Source organism: Criblamydia sequanensis CRIB-18, from assembly GCF_000750955.1.
Classification (GTDB): Bacteria; Chlamydiota; Chlamydiia; order Chlamydiales; family Criblamydiaceae; genus Criblamydia; species Criblamydia sequanensis.
In genome coordinates, this window is sequence record NZ_CCEJ010000014.1 from 13,969 (window position 1) to 30,001 (window position 16,033).

General features: G+C 36.9%; 17 protein-coding genes. 8 read left to right on the top strand and 9 right to left on the bottom strand.

Features of this window, described 5'->3' with window-relative positions; translation table 11 throughout:
• Window positions 1-90: 90 nt before the first annotated feature.
• The gene (locus tag CSEC_RS11930; protein WP_041018725.1) at window positions 91-690 is read left to right on the top strand and encodes a hypothetical protein; all 600 of its coding nucleotides are present in this window, start codon (window positions 91-93) and stop codon (window positions 688-690) included.
• On the opposite strand, the gene CSEC_RS11935 is transcribed toward CSEC_RS11930, so the two are convergent.
• Complete coding sequence (locus tag CSEC_RS11935) at window positions 691-1,446, bottom strand: hypothetical protein (protein ID WP_041018726.1); 756 nt, start codon at window positions 1,444-1,446, stop codon at window positions 691-693.
• Between the two features lie 12 nt (window positions 1,447-1,458).
• Entirely contained in the window at window positions 1,459-2,208 is a 750-nt protein-coding gene (locus CSEC_RS11940) for a sulfite exporter TauE/SafE family protein (protein WP_202593705.1), read from the bottom strand.
• Window positions 2,209-2,482: 274 nt separating this feature from the next.
• Here CSEC_RS11940 and CSEC_RS13570 point away from each other — a divergent pair, with 274 nt between their 5' ends.
• Together CSEC_RS13570 and CSEC_RS11945 are read left to right on the top strand one after the other, a co-directional pair.
• Complete coding sequence (locus CSEC_RS13570; RefSeq protein ID WP_419761217.1) at window positions 2,483-2,632, top strand: DUF6766 family protein; 150 nt, start codon at window positions 2,483-2,485, stop codon at window positions 2,630-2,632.
• 118 nt (window positions 2,633-2,750) lie between these two features.
• Entirely contained in the window at window positions 2,751-3,905 is a 1,155-nt protein-coding gene (locus CSEC_RS11945) for an Lpg1974 family pore-forming outer membrane protein (RefSeq protein ID WP_053332046.1), read from the top strand.
• 71 nt (window positions 3,906-3,976) lie between these two features.
• Here CSEC_RS11945 and CSEC_RS11950 read toward each other — a convergent pair whose 3' ends face one another.
• Both CSEC_RS11950 and CSEC_RS11955 read right to left on the bottom strand, forming a co-directional pair.
• Window positions 3,977-4,690 (bottom strand): SMI1/KNR4 family protein, encoded by a 714-nt coding sequence (locus CSEC_RS11950; protein ID WP_041018727.1) that lies wholly within the window; start codon window positions 4,688-4,690, stop codon window positions 3,977-3,979.
• Between the two features lie 15 nt (window positions 4,691-4,705).
• A complete protein-coding gene (locus CSEC_RS11955; protein ID WP_041018728.1) occupies window positions 4,706-6,307 on the bottom strand; it encodes a peptide chain release factor 3 in 1,602 nt (533 codons plus the stop codon).
• Between the two features lie 215 nt (window positions 6,308-6,522).
• Between CSEC_RS11955 and CSEC_RS11960 the strand changes: the two genes are divergently transcribed.
• Window positions 6,523-7,509 (top strand): class I SAM-dependent methyltransferase, encoded by a 987-nt coding sequence (locus tag CSEC_RS11960; protein WP_041018729.1) that lies wholly within the window; start codon window positions 6,523-6,525, stop codon window positions 7,507-7,509.
• A 23-nt stretch (window positions 7,510-7,532) separates the two neighbouring features.
• Here CSEC_RS11960 and CSEC_RS11965 read toward each other — a convergent pair whose 3' ends face one another.
• Window positions 7,533-8,225: a GNAT family N-acetyltransferase gene (locus tag CSEC_RS11965; RefSeq protein WP_079978065.1), complete on the bottom strand. Its 693-nt coding sequence runs from the start codon at window positions 8,223-8,225 to the stop codon at window positions 7,533-7,535.
• A 193-nt stretch (window positions 8,226-8,418) separates the two neighbouring features.
• Between CSEC_RS11965 and CSEC_RS11970 the strand changes: the two genes are divergently transcribed.
• Entirely contained in the window at window positions 8,419-9,108 is a 690-nt protein-coding gene (locus CSEC_RS11970; protein ID WP_053332047.1) for a queuosine precursor transporter, read from the top strand.
• Window positions 9,109-9,117: 9 nt separating this feature from the next.
• On the opposite strand, the gene CSEC_RS11975 is transcribed toward CSEC_RS11970, so the two are convergent.
• The 3 genes from CSEC_RS11975 to CSEC_RS11985 form a co-directional block, all read right to left on the bottom strand.
• Window positions 9,118-10,134 (bottom strand): FAD-dependent monooxygenase, encoded by a 1,017-nt coding sequence (locus CSEC_RS11975; protein WP_041018731.1) that lies wholly within the window; start codon window positions 10,132-10,134, stop codon window positions 9,118-9,120.
• A 48-nt stretch (window positions 10,135-10,182) separates the two neighbouring features.
• Window positions 10,183-10,812 (bottom strand): exopolysaccharide biosynthesis protein, encoded by a 630-nt coding sequence (locus tag CSEC_RS11980; protein WP_041018732.1) that lies wholly within the window; start codon window positions 10,810-10,812, stop codon window positions 10,183-10,185.
• Window positions 10,813-11,069: 257 nt separating this feature from the next.
• Window positions 11,070-11,678, bottom strand: coding sequence for a hypothetical protein (locus CSEC_RS11985; protein ID WP_041018733.1), 609 nt, complete (start codon window positions 11,676-11,678; stop codon window positions 11,070-11,072).
• 176 nt (window positions 11,679-11,854) lie between these two features.
• On the opposite strand from CSEC_RS11985, the gene CSEC_RS11990 reads away from it, so the two are divergent.
• Together CSEC_RS11990 and CSEC_RS11995 are read left to right on the top strand one after the other, a co-directional pair.
• On the top strand, window positions 11,855-12,067 hold the full coding sequence (locus CSEC_RS11990; protein WP_041018734.1) for a YgaP family membrane protein: 213 nt from the start codon (window positions 11,855-11,857) through the stop codon (window positions 12,065-12,067).
• Window positions 12,068-12,112: 45 nt separating this feature from the next.
• The gene (locus CSEC_RS11995; protein WP_053332048.1) at window positions 12,113-12,451 is read left to right on the top strand and encodes a four-helix bundle copper-binding protein; all 339 of its coding nucleotides are present in this window, start codon (window positions 12,113-12,115) and stop codon (window positions 12,449-12,451) included.
• On the opposite strand, the gene CSEC_RS12000 is transcribed toward CSEC_RS11995, so the two are convergent.
• Window positions 12,448-14,847, bottom strand: a complete 2,400-nt coding sequence (locus CSEC_RS12000) for a heavy metal translocating P-type ATPase (RefSeq protein WP_053332049.1) — start codon at window positions 14,845-14,847, stop codon at window positions 12,448-12,450. The two genes, CSEC_RS11995 and CSEC_RS12000, sit on opposite strands and share 4 nt — an antisense overlap.
• Before the next feature lie 126 nt (window positions 14,848-14,973).
• Here CSEC_RS12000 and CSEC_RS12005 point away from each other — a divergent pair, with 126 nt between their 5' ends.
• Window positions 14,974-16,029: a thioredoxin domain-containing protein gene (locus CSEC_RS12005; protein WP_041018736.1), complete on the top strand. Its 1,056-nt coding sequence runs from the start codon at window positions 14,974-14,976 to the stop codon at window positions 16,027-16,029.
• Window positions 16,030-16,033 lie beyond the last annotated feature (4 nt).

Here is a 16,033-nt window from a genome sequence, read left to right on the forward strand (position 1 = left end):
TTAAAAAAATTTTTATACAATTAACCCCTTAAAAAGAATTTGACCGGATAAATTAGAAAAGCGATAGTATCCAAGCAACCAAGGGATCTTATGAAAAAAATAGTTTCTTTACTCTTAACATTTTTAGCGGTTCTCTCTTCAAACCAAGCTGATGAAAATGAAACTTTGAAATTCGAATCTCAAGAAGAGTTTTGTAAATTTCTTCCTTTTAAAATGGCTCTTCCCGAAAATTTCGTTGGCGTTCAAATCTATGACTGGTTAATTCTTGGCGAAGAAAACACCCTAAGAGATCTCATCCCTCAAAATGAGGGACCCGGAAGGGCTCCGAATCCTAAAACTAGCTATATAAGATTAAAAATAAGTCAAAACTCCGGTCAAAAGGAAATTTTTGAGGGCAACGATGACGATATTTTGCATGCTTTAAGTTGCGATGGCAAGATCCGAACTTTTTACTTCGGTTCTTATCCTGTAAAAGTAGTTGAAAGCGGGAGTGAAGAAGGAAAGCCCTTTTTAATGGGTTGGATTGGATTAAACTGCGGCGGGCCTATAATACTTTTTAATTATATTGTTCCCGAAAATCAACCCTCTTACAAAAAAGAAATTGAAATTTGGAATCGTTTTTTAAATGAAACCGTAGAACGCTCTAAAGAAGAGATGGACGCAATCTATAATGCTCATCCTGAATGCTAGCTATTTTTGGCATTTTTCGCAAAAATAGCTCATACGATCTCGAAGGCCCGTTTTTTTTCTTATAACAGGGCCTTCGCAAGATTTACAAACTTTTTGTCTGTATACTTTATAATTTTTTCGAAGCTCAAACTTTTTTCTCCATTCATAGAACTGAAAAACATAAGTTCGTATTGACCGAATAATTTTTTTTAGTTTGTAGGGACTCAATTCACTTAATTTTGTTGTAGGGAGTACTTTGCATAAGTAAAGCACTTCATTTTTAATGATATTGCCAACCCCCATAAAAATGGTTTGATCAAGCAGGACATCTCCGATTTCGAGAGAGGGAGGTTCTTCCAAGAGTTTCTTATAGGCTTTTTTTTCATCCCAATCGCGAGATAAAGTGTCTATTGAAAAATCACATTTCTCAATAGCATTAGCCTCTTCAATAAACCGTAGGGAGCAATTATACATCAAAACCTCCCCGATTTTAAATTCGAGGCCTAATCGAATGGGTCGTTCTCTTCTTGGATAATCCCCTGTAACTTTTGTTTTGTTAATAGTGGCTTCAAAAGAGCCGAATAGCATGAAATGAACGCGGAGAGCAAAGGTATCAAATTGAAAATAAAGGTATTTGCCATGTGAAAAAATAGAAAGAACCTCTTTTTTTAAAAGCCTTTCTTTATCAATTTTGGTATTGCCGCTTACTTTTTTAACTTTATGATGAAGCAAAGGCTGTAATTGCTCGCTTGCTAAAAGAAGAGACGGTCCTTCCATTTCTTTCCACCATTATGGAAAAAATTCATGATAACTTAGCCAAAGAGTTCGACTGCTAAGCCCGATAATCAAAAAACCCACTATAAGTAAAAGAACTTTTACAGGAACATATTTACAAAGAATTGCCCCAATTGGCGAAGCGATAGCCCCACCGATAGCAAGAGCCAAAATAACTTTCCATCCTACAATCACATTGCTTAATAAAAAGGTAATGGACGCAGTTGTTGCAATAAAAAACTCGCTTGCATTGACTGTTCCAATCGTTTTTCTTGCATTGAAGCCGCTTGCTAAAAGCGTCGAGGTAACAATAGGCCCCCATCCGCCGCCGCCAATAGCATCCATGAAAGCCCCGATAAAACCTAAAGGTATTAAATGTGTCCCGACTTTTTTGGGAGGAAACACAGTAAAAGCTTTACTAAGAACAATTATACCCATTATCAAAAGATACAAACCGATAAAAGGTTTAATAAAACCATTATCGATGCGAGTCAAAACCAAAACGCCAATGACAGCTCCAATCATGCCGGGTAAAAGCAATCTAAAGAAAAGAGTGCGATCCACATTTCCGAATCGATGATGAGCGATCGCTGAAAAGCCTGTCGTCACGCATTCAGCGGCATGAGTAATCGCACTTGCAGTTGATGGCATAATCCCAAAATTAAGAAGAAATGACGTTATAGTAACCCCATAAGCCATTCCAAGAGCACCATCGATAACTTGTGCAATAAACCCTATAGCTATGAAAAGTAAAAAATCATCCATCGTCACTCAAACTTGCATCAACTTAGCGAAGAGTAATGCAAATAAAGAAATAATTCACCTCATAAATATTTTTTGGAAAAAAAACAAAGAAACAGCCTGATTCATTTTTTTCCCGTCTAATTTCTTTTAATCTCTAAAAGGGTGTTCATGAGAAATAAACTTTTAAACTTTTGGAAGACTACAATTTAAGACTTGTTCTGTTTTTTTATAACCTCCTGGCTCGCTCAATTTTTTGTACAAATTAGAGAAGTTAGACAAGAAGAGGGCCTTTTGAGTGGGACCATTTTTGGTTAAGTTTTGGTCCTCCACTTTAGAAAACTGGCATTCAAAATTCTTACAACTTTCTCCCTTTGTTGTTTTAGCTGCCTATTTAATCCATAAAAACAGCCATGAAAACAGAAATGAACGGCTCGAAAAAAAATAGATCATTTAATAGCACTTATTTCGAAAGCGAAAAAATAAAATTCTCCTATTAGAATTGCAAAAATTTGCTTCCGCTCTTAAAGTAATTTTTTTAGATAGGCGCATTATAAGAAGGAAACATGAAAAAAAACAGTTTAAAATTATTACCAAAAGCTCTGTTTGTATTTTTTTTATGCCAAGGTTTCAAAGCAAATGCAAATGAGTTTATACAAAACTATGAGACGCCCTATGAAGACTATGAAACGGCTCATCAATTAGATAACATTCAGGGTGATAGCATTTCTGCGCCTGATTTTAATCAACCTTGCAGAAGATTTTGCCTTCCTTGCGATTTGACTCTTTTTGGAGAAATCATTTTTTTCAAGCCATCGATAGACCAATCAAGCTACGTTATCTCATCTATAGATAATATCTTTGAAGGTGAATTTTACCCAAACGGTCGAAGACACCTTAACCCGACTAATTATAGGCCGGCTTTAAGACTTGGTTTTTCAACTGACTTATGCAATGGTTTTGACTCTTTTGATTTTACTTTCACTTATTTTAATGCTAACTACTCTCAATCTAAACAAGGTTTCTTTCTTTTTGATACTATCGGTTGGCCGGGAAATGGGGCGCAAGCACCTGAAGATATCAACTATTCCGGGATTGCAAAAACAAAAGATCGCTTTAGGTATTATACCCTCGAAGCTGTTCTTTCAAGGCACTGCATAACCTCTTGCGCGGACAACCTTTATTTCTTTATGGGGCTTCAATATGCTAATATTGAGCATAAAAGAAAATCGACAAGTTTCGGAGATTACCCTACTAGCGGAGATAGACGCTTAGTGGATAACTTGTTGCTTGTCGAATCCAATTTTTGGGGAATAGGACCTGAACTTGGTTTTAACTACCAGTACGTTCTCCCTTGCTCAAGAAGTTTAGAAAAACATCTCTCCTTATTTTTTAACGCAAGAGCCTCTCTTCTTTGCAGCAGTTCAACCGCCGAACTTTCTTACAATACTCAAAGGACATTGAATACCGAAGGCATACATGTAAAAAATGATCATCTGTGGCGTGTAACTCCGGCTTTTGATGCAAGGCTTGGCGGAAGCTATGAATTTTCATGCTTTTGTATGCCAAGTCTTCTCGAAATCGGCTATGAGTGGGCATGGTATAATAACTGCATCGACTATATCACAGGCTATGATGTCGCTTTTGCGGGCGATTCTTTGGATACCTTTAGCAACCTAAGCTTGCATGGCCCCTTTATACGATTGACAGTGGAATATTAAAACAGAAAAGGGCAAGTTTTTAAAAAAAACTTGCTCTTTTTATAATAAAAGCGCGAGATACTCTGTTTAAATCATCCATTATCTTTGACTAAGATAATAGAGGCGCCTAAATTTTCTAAATAATCAGAATAATCCGAGAGCCATAATTTGCCTTTAGAAATTACAGAACAGGGCAATCTTGCGATCCTTTCTTTAGTTTCCTCTAAACTCCATCCCGTGATTCTCCGTAAAGCCATTAAGACTTCCATTTTATTGGGGCCAAGATTTGTGACTTTCAAAGTATAAACGTCAAAATCATCACTTGCAAATTCTTCGGGATCTTCTTCACAAGGTAGAGGCGTGGTGGGGAATTCTAAAACTTTTTGAACGACCTCTTTAAAAGAATCTTTTATGAAAATAACTTCATCGGTTTCATGATCCCAAAAGAAAATGCCTTGCAATTCTTTACTGAAGCAAAGTTTATTTCCATTGCCATCTCCTGCAAAAGGGATAAGCTCATCACTTATCGTATCATGATATTCAATCACTTGATCTAATAAAAGAAGGTCTGTCATATAGCATAAACAATCCACTTCATCGAAGTCTTCTTCATCAAGCTTTTCAGAGTCAATGCGATAAATGGCTTGAGGGCCTACTTGCAGAAGAAAATCTCTATAGTCTTTGGGAAACTGAAATTCAAGAGCCGTTTCAGCTTTTTGGATTTCTTCAAGCGGGTAAGGCGTAAGTTTGTTACTATCGATATAAAACTTTTCAGCAAAAGATTGATACGCGGCATCTAGTGTCATTTTTTCCTGATTTTGTTAAACGAGGACATCCACAAGTTCGTGGTTTGGATTCTGCTTAATGCAGTATTGCTTTTCCCACTGACTGGTAAATAACGCCATGGGATTTCCTTGCTTATCTACGACAAGGGTTGAATTTGTCAATTTAACAAATGTTTTCATGTCACCTTTTATCCAAGCGCTACATTCATAAGGCAGTGGAGTCAGGATAGTTTCAACCCCATACTCATCTTTTAAGCGATACTGCATCACTTCAAACTGCAATTTTCCAACTGCAGCAAAAATAAGATCATCTTCTCTTTCATAGCCTCTTAGAAGCTGGATTGCACCCTCATTTGTCAATTGCAACACCCCTTTGTCAAAAGATTTTCTTTTGCCAATATCTTTTGATATAAGCCTTGCAAAAATTTCGGGTTGGAACTGGGGAAGCGGTTTAAATTTGAAACCGCCGTTTAAAGAAATCGTGTCTCCAATCGCAAAATGAGAGGGGTTAATGACACCGATAATATCTCCCGGATAAGCGTAGTCTAAAGTTGTTCTCTCGCCTGCCACCATCCCATGAGGCCTTGAAAGTCTAACTTCCTTTCCAAGCCTGACATTTTTCACCGTTAAATCCCTTTCGAAACGACCGGAACAAATCCTAATAAAGGCCATGCTGTCCCGATGGCGTCTATCCATATTAGCCTGCAATTTAAAAACATATCCGCTAAAAGGATTTTCAACCGGATCAATTTCAATTTCTTTTCCGTCTAAAAGATTGGCAAAACGCTTATGCGGGCATGGGGCAAGATCAATGAAAGCATCAAAGAAGGGTTCAACACCGAAATTGGTTAAAGCTGACGCAAAAAATACAGGCGTGACCTTTCCTTCTAAAAATTCTTCTAAGGAAAAGGGGTTTCCGGCAATTTCTAAAAGATCGAGCTCTTGTAAAAGTTTTTCTTGTATATCCTCTCCAATTTTTTCGATCGCTTCAGGACTGTTAGCCGGATAGCGTGCGATGGCCGCCTTTTGAGATCCCCCATGAGAAGTCTTGGAAAAGAAAACATATTCATTTTTGACGCGATCATAAACTCCATGGAAGTCTTTACCGGTTCCAATTGGCCAGTTCATTGCGTAGGAATGAATTTGTAAAACATTCTCTACCTCATTCATAAGCTCAAGGGGATCTCTTCCCGGCATATCCATTTTATTGATGAAGGTCAAAACAGGGATATTTCTAAGTCTGCAAACTTCAAATAGTTTTCTTGTCTGCTTCTCAACACCTTTTGCGGCATCGATAACCATTATGGCGCAGTCTGCAGCCGTCAGAGTCCTATAAGTATCCTCAGAAAAATCTTCGTGGCCCGGGGTATCAAGCACATTGATGATGGCATCTTTATAGGGAAATTGCATGGCGGAGGAGGTTATAGATATCCCTCTTTCCTGCTCCATAGACATCCAGTCTGATGCAGCAGCTTTCCTCCCTTTTCTCCCCTTAACCATTCCGGCAGTTGCAATCATGCCGGAATAAAGAAGCAGTTTTTCAGTCAGTGTTGTTTTACCGGCATCCGGGTGGCTAATAATGGCAAAGGTGCGCCTTTGTTTGACTGCTTCTTGGAGGGATTTTTGAGAATCATTCATAGTGTACTTTTATAAAAAATTAAATTTTTAAGAAAAAAAAAGAATTATCCGAAATTGAAAAATTATTTAATATACTCATGATTTCTTAAAAAATCAAGCTTCGTTTGACTTAAAGTCCTTTTTTAAAATTTCCTGTAAGCCGTGTACTTTTTTTAGAGATTTATAGGTCGTCTGTCCCCTATAATAAGCGGCTTAAATGTAACCTTTTTGTTATTATGACTGAACTTGATTTATTCTTACCGCTCATTTCTGAAAACGAAGATAAGAGTTCTCCTCTTAAAAACCGGATTCGGAAAAATTATCGGCACTTACGTAAATGGGCCAAAAGATCGCTCGTAGATTGTTTTCGCATTTACGATCGGGATATTAAAGAATACCCAATCGTCATAGATTTTTACGCTGGCAAATTCTGTGTTCAATATTTTTCATTCGATCGCGATAAGGATGAGCCCCCCTCTGATTTAAAAATTGAAACAGAAGAAGCTCTCATTTCTATTTTTGATGCGTCTTCAGAGTCTATTTATTGGAAGACAAGAGTTAGAAGAAAAAAACTTGAGCAATACGAAAAGAAAGGTCATGAAAAAGAATTTTTTAATGTCTACGAATTTGGGGTCAAATTTCAAATAAATTTACAGGATTATCTAGACACGGGCTTATTTTTAGACCATCGGGAACTAAGGCGTCTTGTTTCAACTTATGCAAAAAATAAGCGAGTGTTAAATTTATTTGCTTACACCTGCTCCTTTAGTGTTCACGCCTATCATGCGGGGGCGTCTTACACAAAAAGTGTAGATCTTTCAAATACCTATACGGATTGGGGAAGAGATAATTTTTTGCTTAATTCTTTTCCCTTAGAGAATAATGAGATCGTACGGGCGGATTGCCTTAAGTTTCTAGATGAGGAGATCCGTTCAAAAAATCGATATGACCTTATCATCATTGACCCTCCTACTCTTTCAAGATCTAAAAAGATGGATCAGCTATTTGATATTCAAAAAGATTATTATGACCTTATTTCTAAAGGTCTAAAACTCTTATCTCCGGGCGGGATTTTATTTTTTAGCACAAACTTTCGAAAATTTAATTTCGATCTCGCCTTATTCGACAATTATTCTGTTAGGGAAATCACGGCCAAGACCCTTCCTATAGACTTTAGAAATCAAAAAATCCATAGAGCCTGGGAGATCAGGCTTTTAAATTAAAAGACTGATCTCCGACAAGAAATTTAGAGTAATTTCCAGAGAAAAACTTTTAGCTCTTGAGAAAAAGGAAGCTTTTCAGTGGGCTGTTGATAGAGAATGCCTACATTTTCAAATCCTTGATCGGTGAAAAATTGAAGTGAAGCATCATTTGAAACAGGGTTTATAAAAACATCTGCTAAAAGAGCATGTTTAAGTTTTTTGCAAGTGTCTATGAGCTTAGACCCAATCCCTTGTCTTGCCGCGCTTTTTCTTACGGCTATCTGTTCAATATACGCAGAGTCATTTCTTGCGAAATCATCCATCTGAAGAGCGGAATCCAGTTGGCCAACGGATTCGTTTTCAAAAAGTTTTTTAAATTGAGAGGTGTTCACGAGTATAGCATAACCAAGCAGCACCTGTTTTTGCGTAACACATATAATAACGCCATTTTTTTCATTAAGCAGGTAATTAATATAATCGGCATCCATGGCAGTCAGCAAAAATCCATCTTTAAGGCTATCTTGAGATATGCTTGCTAGCGGGTCGACAAGAAGTGTTTCCTGAAGCTCTAAGACCTTTTTTATCATCTCATCTTTTTGAGGAGTCGCCTTGCTTATAACGTAAACCATCGGTTTTCCCTGACAGTGGGCGCATCTTGGGATTGCCATAGCTGCCTCGACTGGAAAGATATTGAAAAGAGAGAATGTGATTATCCCCATTTGTATGAATTTTTTCATAAGCTCACCTCTAAAAAAAAATTTTGATTCGATTATTAAAACTTTTACTTTAGGGAAAGAAAGGAATAAAAAGCCAGAATCAAAAAAAATCTTTAAGAAAGTTTTGTTAAATTTTTTATAGCAGTAAAAAACCCTGGATTCATTTCGTTTTAAAGCCTAATATTTATAGGCTGCACAAATAAAAATTTAGACTATGGCAATGGATTTTTCAAAAAATATTTATCGTATTATCTCCACAACCTTTTCAGTAATCGTTGTGGTCTCAAATATCATTTCAGCTAAATTATTCGCGCTTCCTCTTTTTTCAAATTTTAGCATTCCGGCCGGACTTTTAACCTACCCGTTGACTTTTCTATTAAGCGATCTTACAACCGAAATTTTTGGGGCTAAAAAATCAAGGGAAATGGTCTATATGGCCTTTGGGATGACACTTTTAAGTTTTGCTATCATCCAATTAGCTCTTTATATGCCATCGAATGACCCTCTCAACGCCCAAGCTTTCAAAGAAGTGTTTGGGCTAAATGGGATGATTGTCTTTTCATCGCTTGCAGCTTATGCGGCAGCTCAGCTTCTAGACATTAAACTATATTCTTATATACGTTTTTTGACAGGCCCGAGGTTTCTCTGGGTTCGAAATAATGGTTCCACACTCCTTTCACAAATTGCAGATACTTTTATTGTGAATTCCATACATCTCACCATAGGACTTGGGATGGATCCATCATCTGTTTTATGGATTATGGCGATTTCATACTTTTATAAAGCTTTCGTAAGCATTGCCGTAACGCCCTTATTTTATTTACTTCTCTATTTAATTCAAAAAAACATGAATTTTCATGAAAAAAGGTTTGAGTCGGCAGCAAAAAAGCTCCTTAAGATTTGAGATTAAGCTTTACTCGTCTTTAAAAAGATAGCGGCTTGCTTCAACTAATTCTTCTGTCAAAACCTTCATCGTTTCATTAAACTCAAGATAAGCTTTTTTCTTATCTTGAAGAAAATTTTTTATAAAAGGGCCAATTAGAGAAGCTTCTTTAAAACCGGTATTGCCTCCTCTTCCTTCAAAAAAACTAGCCGTCGCCGCTGCATCCCCAACTAACAGAACTTCATTTTCCGGGTCGCTTAAACGTTCAACCTTTTGAAGATAGACCGGGATGCCGGTAAAAATCTTAACTTCATTTTTTTGGATGAGTTCTGCTTCTTTAGACCATTCTAAATCGGCAACACATCGTGAAAAATCATCTAAAGTGTACTCTTGAGAGCTTTGCATAAAAATGATGGAAGCATTTTCAAGGGTGATTTTCCTTAAAAAGAAAGGACCTGCTTTTATAGTATCGGTAATATCGGGAATGTTTTTTTGAAGCATCGGAATAAAGGCTATAGTGCCGCTTGCTTTTCCTAATTTTTTTAGGGGTAAATTAAATTCTTTTCTAAGAGCGCTCTCTCTTCCATCAGCCCCAATAATCAGATCATAAGATAGGTTTATTAGTTTATCTTCACTTCTAATTAAAGCTTTTTTTCCTTTGGCGTTTGCTTTTACAAATTCTCCAAAAAGTACTTTAACACCCATGTGATTAACTTTTTCTTTTAAAGAAGCTTCTAGATCACAAATTTTAATGATCCCTACTTTGCTGCCATTTCTAGCTTGACAGATTGAAAGCGCCTTCGGTTCAACGCGCCACTTCGTTAAAAGACCTATTGTGGTTTTACCTAAAAATAGAACCTGCTGACGATTATAATCTTTTCTTTTTTCGACAAGGGTAACTTCCGCCCCCTCACTTTTAGCTTCAATGGCAGCAGCAAGGCCTGCAGGACCTCCTCCAATTATTAAAACTTGAAGGGGCTTATTATCTTTTTTTAATATAAATAATAAAGATGCGATTAGAACGAATAGATAAATTACTTTTTTCATTTTTACATAATTTTTTTGGAACTAGTATACGTGATTTATTACAATTTGCTAAGGAAAAATTGTGCCATTAGCATAAAGAAATTCGAAACCTTCTTTTCCAAACCAAATTAAGCTCGCAAAGAAGAGTAAACAAATTAAGGAAAGAGCATAAGCGATAATAATCATTACGCCATCATCTTCAAGAAACGCAAGGCCGAATGCTAAGATAGGATACGCTGTGAAAAAGTTAGTCAGAGGAAAAGGAATAGGCAAAGCTAATAAAACCCCTAAAATGGCAATCATTAGCCCATGGATCAAATGAAGAACGGGATTGGTTAAAAGCCAAGTCATACGAGTTGAAATTAAAAATTTAAGTTTATTTGTAATTTTGACTGCGATTACACTAATTTTTTTTAATGTTTTAAAAGAAATTTGCCTTTCAAGAATGGTTTTTGGCAGCCATACTTTATGGCCAAAAGCAATTCTTAGACCAATAAAACATAAAAGAATACCGAAGGGGGTTGAAAAACCGGGAATTTGTATCGGTTGGCAAAAAGGCAGGCTAAACAAAATCAAAAGGGCTGCTTGCCCTCTGCCTGCAAGCACTTGCAATATTTTCCCTAAAGAAACAGCTTCTCCATTAGCCAAGCTTAAAAGCTCATTTAATTTTTCAGCTAACAAATTTCTTCTAGGTTTCATACAATTACTGCTTTAATGATTGAACTTTCCTTTCTATAGCAAAGTCAAAGAAAAGGTGCTTTAACATTTTTTAAAACACTTTTTCTACCCATTAGACTTCTTTCGAAACTCGCTTTGATTGGAAGAATGAGCTGGTATTGTGCAAATTTTTTGATAAATTTTGAAAGCATAGGATTACCTATGCGTGAAAAATTTAGGAAAAAAGATGCCAAAAACAGCTATTTTAACAATTGAATGGAGTTTCGAAAGAAGTCTATTTATGCCGCGTCTAAAATGCATTCTTCCAAAAGAAGTTCCATTTCTTCAACATTAAGCTCTTTTGCGGATCCTGGAATTTGATAGCCAAGAGTGATATGAAAATCATGGCCTTTAAGGAGAGGCTTTAAGCCATAACTTTCTCTTAGGACTGAAAGCTCAGGGCAGGATACAGCCAAAAGCCATAGTTTTTTTGCTTTACCCTCTTTTACAATTTTAACCGTTCGAAGCTCTATGACTTGAAAAGAAAATTCGCTGCCTAATTCTGTAATAGTCCAAATCTCATTATCAATACGCTCGTTTTCATACATAACGCTAATATGGGCGCCTATTCCTTTTTTACTTGTCACGTGAACCGGCGGCACTATTTTTCCATCGACTTGAATTAATGGAAGAATTTGAGTCACAAAACGATTATCAACTTGGACATAGAGATAACCATTATCTTTTTGCTTTAAGATCCCGGGAGCACAAATTTCCCGAGCTTCATCCATGACATGAGCTTGGTCTTCTAAGACCCAATCGCCGGCATATGAGGTTAAGGGCGTGAAACTTATTGTAAGAAAAAAGAGGAGGGCAGATAAAAATCGAAAGGATTTTGTTTTAAACATAGGCACTTCTTTAAGGTTGATTTGAGAAGGTGCAAATAGATTTTAATTACTAATCACTTAATTTTCAATAATATATGTACATATCCATAAAAAAACTGATTTTATTTAAATAAAAATTAGTTATTCTAAAGAAATAGAAATAAACTAAAAAAAAATTAATTTTTTCAAAAAAAGTTATGTTTAAAAAAAATCTCGACCTTCAAGGTCGTATCATCCGTCTTTTAATTGCTTTTATTGTTCTGCTGTACGCTATTCTCTATAGTAGCTGGATTGCATACGCCGTTTCCGTTTTTGTTTTTTTGGAAGCCCTATTCAGCTGGTGCGCATTTTATCAGCTTACAGGCAAAAACAGCTGCCCGGTTGAAGCACCTAAAAAAGAAGAAAAATAGTCCTCTAAAGTCTTTAAACTTTTAATTTATTGGGAGGTTAAGGCTATGGCTGTAAAAAAAGCAAAGCATCTTGATTTTTCCGTTTTAAATTCTGAAAAAATGCAAATTCTTCTAAATTGCATGGGAGCATGTTCTGCTTGCTCTAAATTATGTATTGAGGAAGGCCATAAAAAAACGGCCATTCTCTGTGAAGAGTGTTCTGATATTTGTTCGCTCACAGCCAAACTTGTCGCCAAAGACTCTGAATTTGCAGATCACATGCTTGATGTTTGCGCAAGAGCTTGCAGGAAATGTGCCGATGCTTGCGGTAAAATGGATGCCCCTCACTGTCAAGAGTGCGCAGAAACCTGCTGGGAATGCGCCGAAGCCTGTACCAATCTCTAATTTTTAAGATTTAGAAATTTGAGTCTTAATGAGTTAAGGATCACAGAAACGGAGCTTAAGCTCATGGCAAGCGCTGCAATCATTGGGTTCAAAAGGATTCCAAAAAAAGGATAGAGGATTCCTGCGGCTATCGGAATTCCAAGGGCATTATAGAAAAAGGCGAAAAATAAATTTTCACGAATGTTTTTCATCATGGCTTTGCTTAATTGAAAAGCCCTCACTATCCCGATAAGATCTCCTTTGATAAGCGTAATATCTGCAGATTCTATGGCAATATCAGAACCTGTTCCCATGGCAATTCCAACATCTGATGCCGTTATGGCAGCTGCATCGTTGATGCCATCCCCTGCCATGGCAACCGATATCCCTTTTTCTTTGGTTTTTAGAATGAATTCATATTTTTTCTGAGGAAAAATACGAGATTTAAAATCATCAATGCCAAGGGTTTCAGATATAAAGGAAGCAGTTTTGTGACTATCCCCTGTAAGCATGACTATTTTTATCCCCATTTCATGAATTTTTAAAATAGCCTCGTAAGTCGAAGGTTTTATGGGATCATGAATGGCTATAAACCCGAGAGCTTTATTATTTAAAGAGGCAAATATGAGTGTTTCATCAGGCTTTTGATGCTTAGATAGGGATTCAAGCTCCGCAATGCCTTCGCAATTATTTTCAGATAGCCATTCCAAAGACCCAATCCTTAAAAATTGATTTTCAATAACGCCTTCTATTCCCTTTCCCTCAACTAATTTAAATTCTTTAGCATCAAGCAAGTGTTCAACCCCTAATGCTTCAGCTTTTTTTAATATGGCTTTAGCAAGGGGGTGTGAGCTTTTATTTTCAAGGGCAGCCACATATTTTATAAAGAGTTCCTGACTTTCAGATTGAGATGCATAAATTTTCGAAACAGTGGGTTTGCCTTCCGTCAATGTGCCTGTTTTATCGATGGCTAAGAGAGTGACCTTTTCTAATTTTTCAAGAGCTTCAGCATTCCGAATCAATATGCCGGATTCTGCCCCTTTTCCAATCCCGACTGTTATTGACATTGGGGTCGCAAGTCCAAGAGCGCAAGGACATGCTATGATAAACACGGAAACGGCTGCCATGACTGCATAAGAAAGGCTGGGGCCGAATATGAGCCAGAGGACAAATGTAAAAATTGCTATAATCACGACGGATAAAACAAAGTATTTGGAAACAACATCGACAAGCTTCTGAATAGAAGGCTTGCTTCTTTCAGCTGTCGCAATTAAATCGATAATTCGAGAAAAAAGAGTGTTCTTCCCGACACTTTCTGCGATCATAATAAAGCTTCCTGATTGGTTGAAGGAGCCTCCAATCACTTTATCTTTTTCTTTTTTGTCTACAGGCAAAGGCTCGCCCGTGAATAAAGATTCATCTACGGCGCTAGCCCCGCTTAAAACTTCTCCATCAACCGGGACCTTGTCGCCCGGTCTTACATTTAGTTTATCTCCAACAAGGACCTCGCTTACAGGCACTTCAATGATTTTACCTTCTCGTATAACTTGAGCCGTCACAGGTCTTTTTTGAAGTAAAAGAGAAAGGGCTTTACGTGTTTGGCCTCGGGATTTCGCCTCTAAGAACTGACCGAAAAGGACAAGAACAATTATGACGGCGCCTGTTTCAAAATAAAAAGGTATGGATGGGTGTTTTGACACTTGTGGAAGAAGTTCTGGAAAAAATAAAGAAAAAACGCTGAAAAGGTAAGCTGCCAGAACCCCTAAAGAAATTAAACTAAACATATTTAAATTTCTTGTTTTAAATGAGTTAAAGCCTCTCTCAAAAAAGATTCCCCCGCAATAAAAAATAACGATGGTGCTTAAAATTAACTGAAGCCAGCCATTCAATGTTTCATTAATGGGAACATTTAAAAAAGGAATCATTTCCTTCATTGAAAGAAAAAGAATTGGTAATGTTAGAAAAAAACCGATCCAAAACTTTTTTCTTAAATCCTTTTCTTCAGAGCTTTCTCCTTCTAAACTAGGAGTTTTCGGAACGAGAGCCATACCGCAAATCGGACAAGATCCTGGGCCTTCCTGAATAATTTCTGGATGCATAGGACAGGTAAATAAAATTATCTCACTCGAATTTAGTAAAGGTTCGAGGGCCATGCCGCAAATAGAGCAAAAACCGGGCTTTGAATCCTGAATTTCCGGATCCATGGGACAGCCATATAACGTCTGATAATTTTCAGGTTTTTCTTTATGGGATTCCCCTATTTTTCTATCAAGATAAGCCTCGGGATTTTTTTTAAATTCCTGATAACAAGCTTCTCGACAAAAAAAATAATCGGCTCCCTTGTATTCTAAATGCCATTTTGCTTTTTTGGGATCTACTGACATATGGCATACAGGGTCTTTCTTAAACTCCGGCATTTGAGACCTAACTTTAAAAATTCGAATTCTTATTTATGAAACGGGATTTATAAAACGTCAATTCTTTTGTTGACATAAAGATCAAGGATTGCACAAGATCGGCATAGAATAAAAAGAGATAAATTCATGCAAAAAAGCAGCTTTTCTTTAAAACATAAAGATGGTTTTTTTAATGCCATAATTTTGATTGCCTTGATTACAGGCCTTACCTTATCCATTCTTTCTGTTTTTGAATTTTGTCATACCGCTTGTGCCACCGGTCAAAAATATCGTCTATTCGGTTTTAAATTTGAATTTTTTGGAATTGCGTTTTTTGCAGCTGCCATTCTCTTTCATTTGTTATCAAGTGTAAGTCCGATTTTTACTGTGCTAACAAGTCTAATGCTGGCCTCCGGCATCGGCGCGGAAATTTGGTTTTTATTCTTGCAAAAAGTCATTATCGGGACATGGTGCCCTATCTGCGTGTCTATTGCAGCAACAATTTTTGTCGCAGCGCTAACTCGTATGATACATTTTTTTAAATCAAATTTTTATGATACAACCCAAGGAGAGGCTATGAAATCTCTATCAAAAACTTTTCCAACAGTGGGAGTCTTAATCGCTGGATTTATGTTCGCTTTTCTAGGCGTAGACAAAATAAACCCGCTTGTAGCAGCGCAGGCTTCTTTAAAAGATAACATCAATCTAGGGCATGCCACAAGTCCCGTAGAAGTTTATGTATTTACGGATTGGTTTTGTCCTGCTTGTAAAAAAATTGAACCTCTTATAGAACAGCTTGCGCCTGAAATAAAAGAAAATGCCAAACTTTATTTTGTGGATGCAGCCATTCACCAAGAGTCATTAAACTATACCCCTTATAACCTTGCGTTTATGGTCAATAACAAAGAAGACTATTTTAAAATAAGAAAAGCCCTCGATAACCTTGCTAAAACAACTAAGGCGCCCTCCGATGCGGATATCGAAAAGGCCGTATCTCCCCTTGGTGTAAAGTTAAAAGAACTTAATTTCAATGATGTAGCGACGGGAGTCAAACTCTTTAAACGATTGGTTAAGCAATTCGATCTAAGGAGCACACCGGCGGTTATTATTGTAAATATCGATACTAAAAAGGGCAAAAAACTATTTGGAACAACCGACATCAACCGTGAAAATATCCTGGAAGCTATCGACGCCGTAAAATAAGACA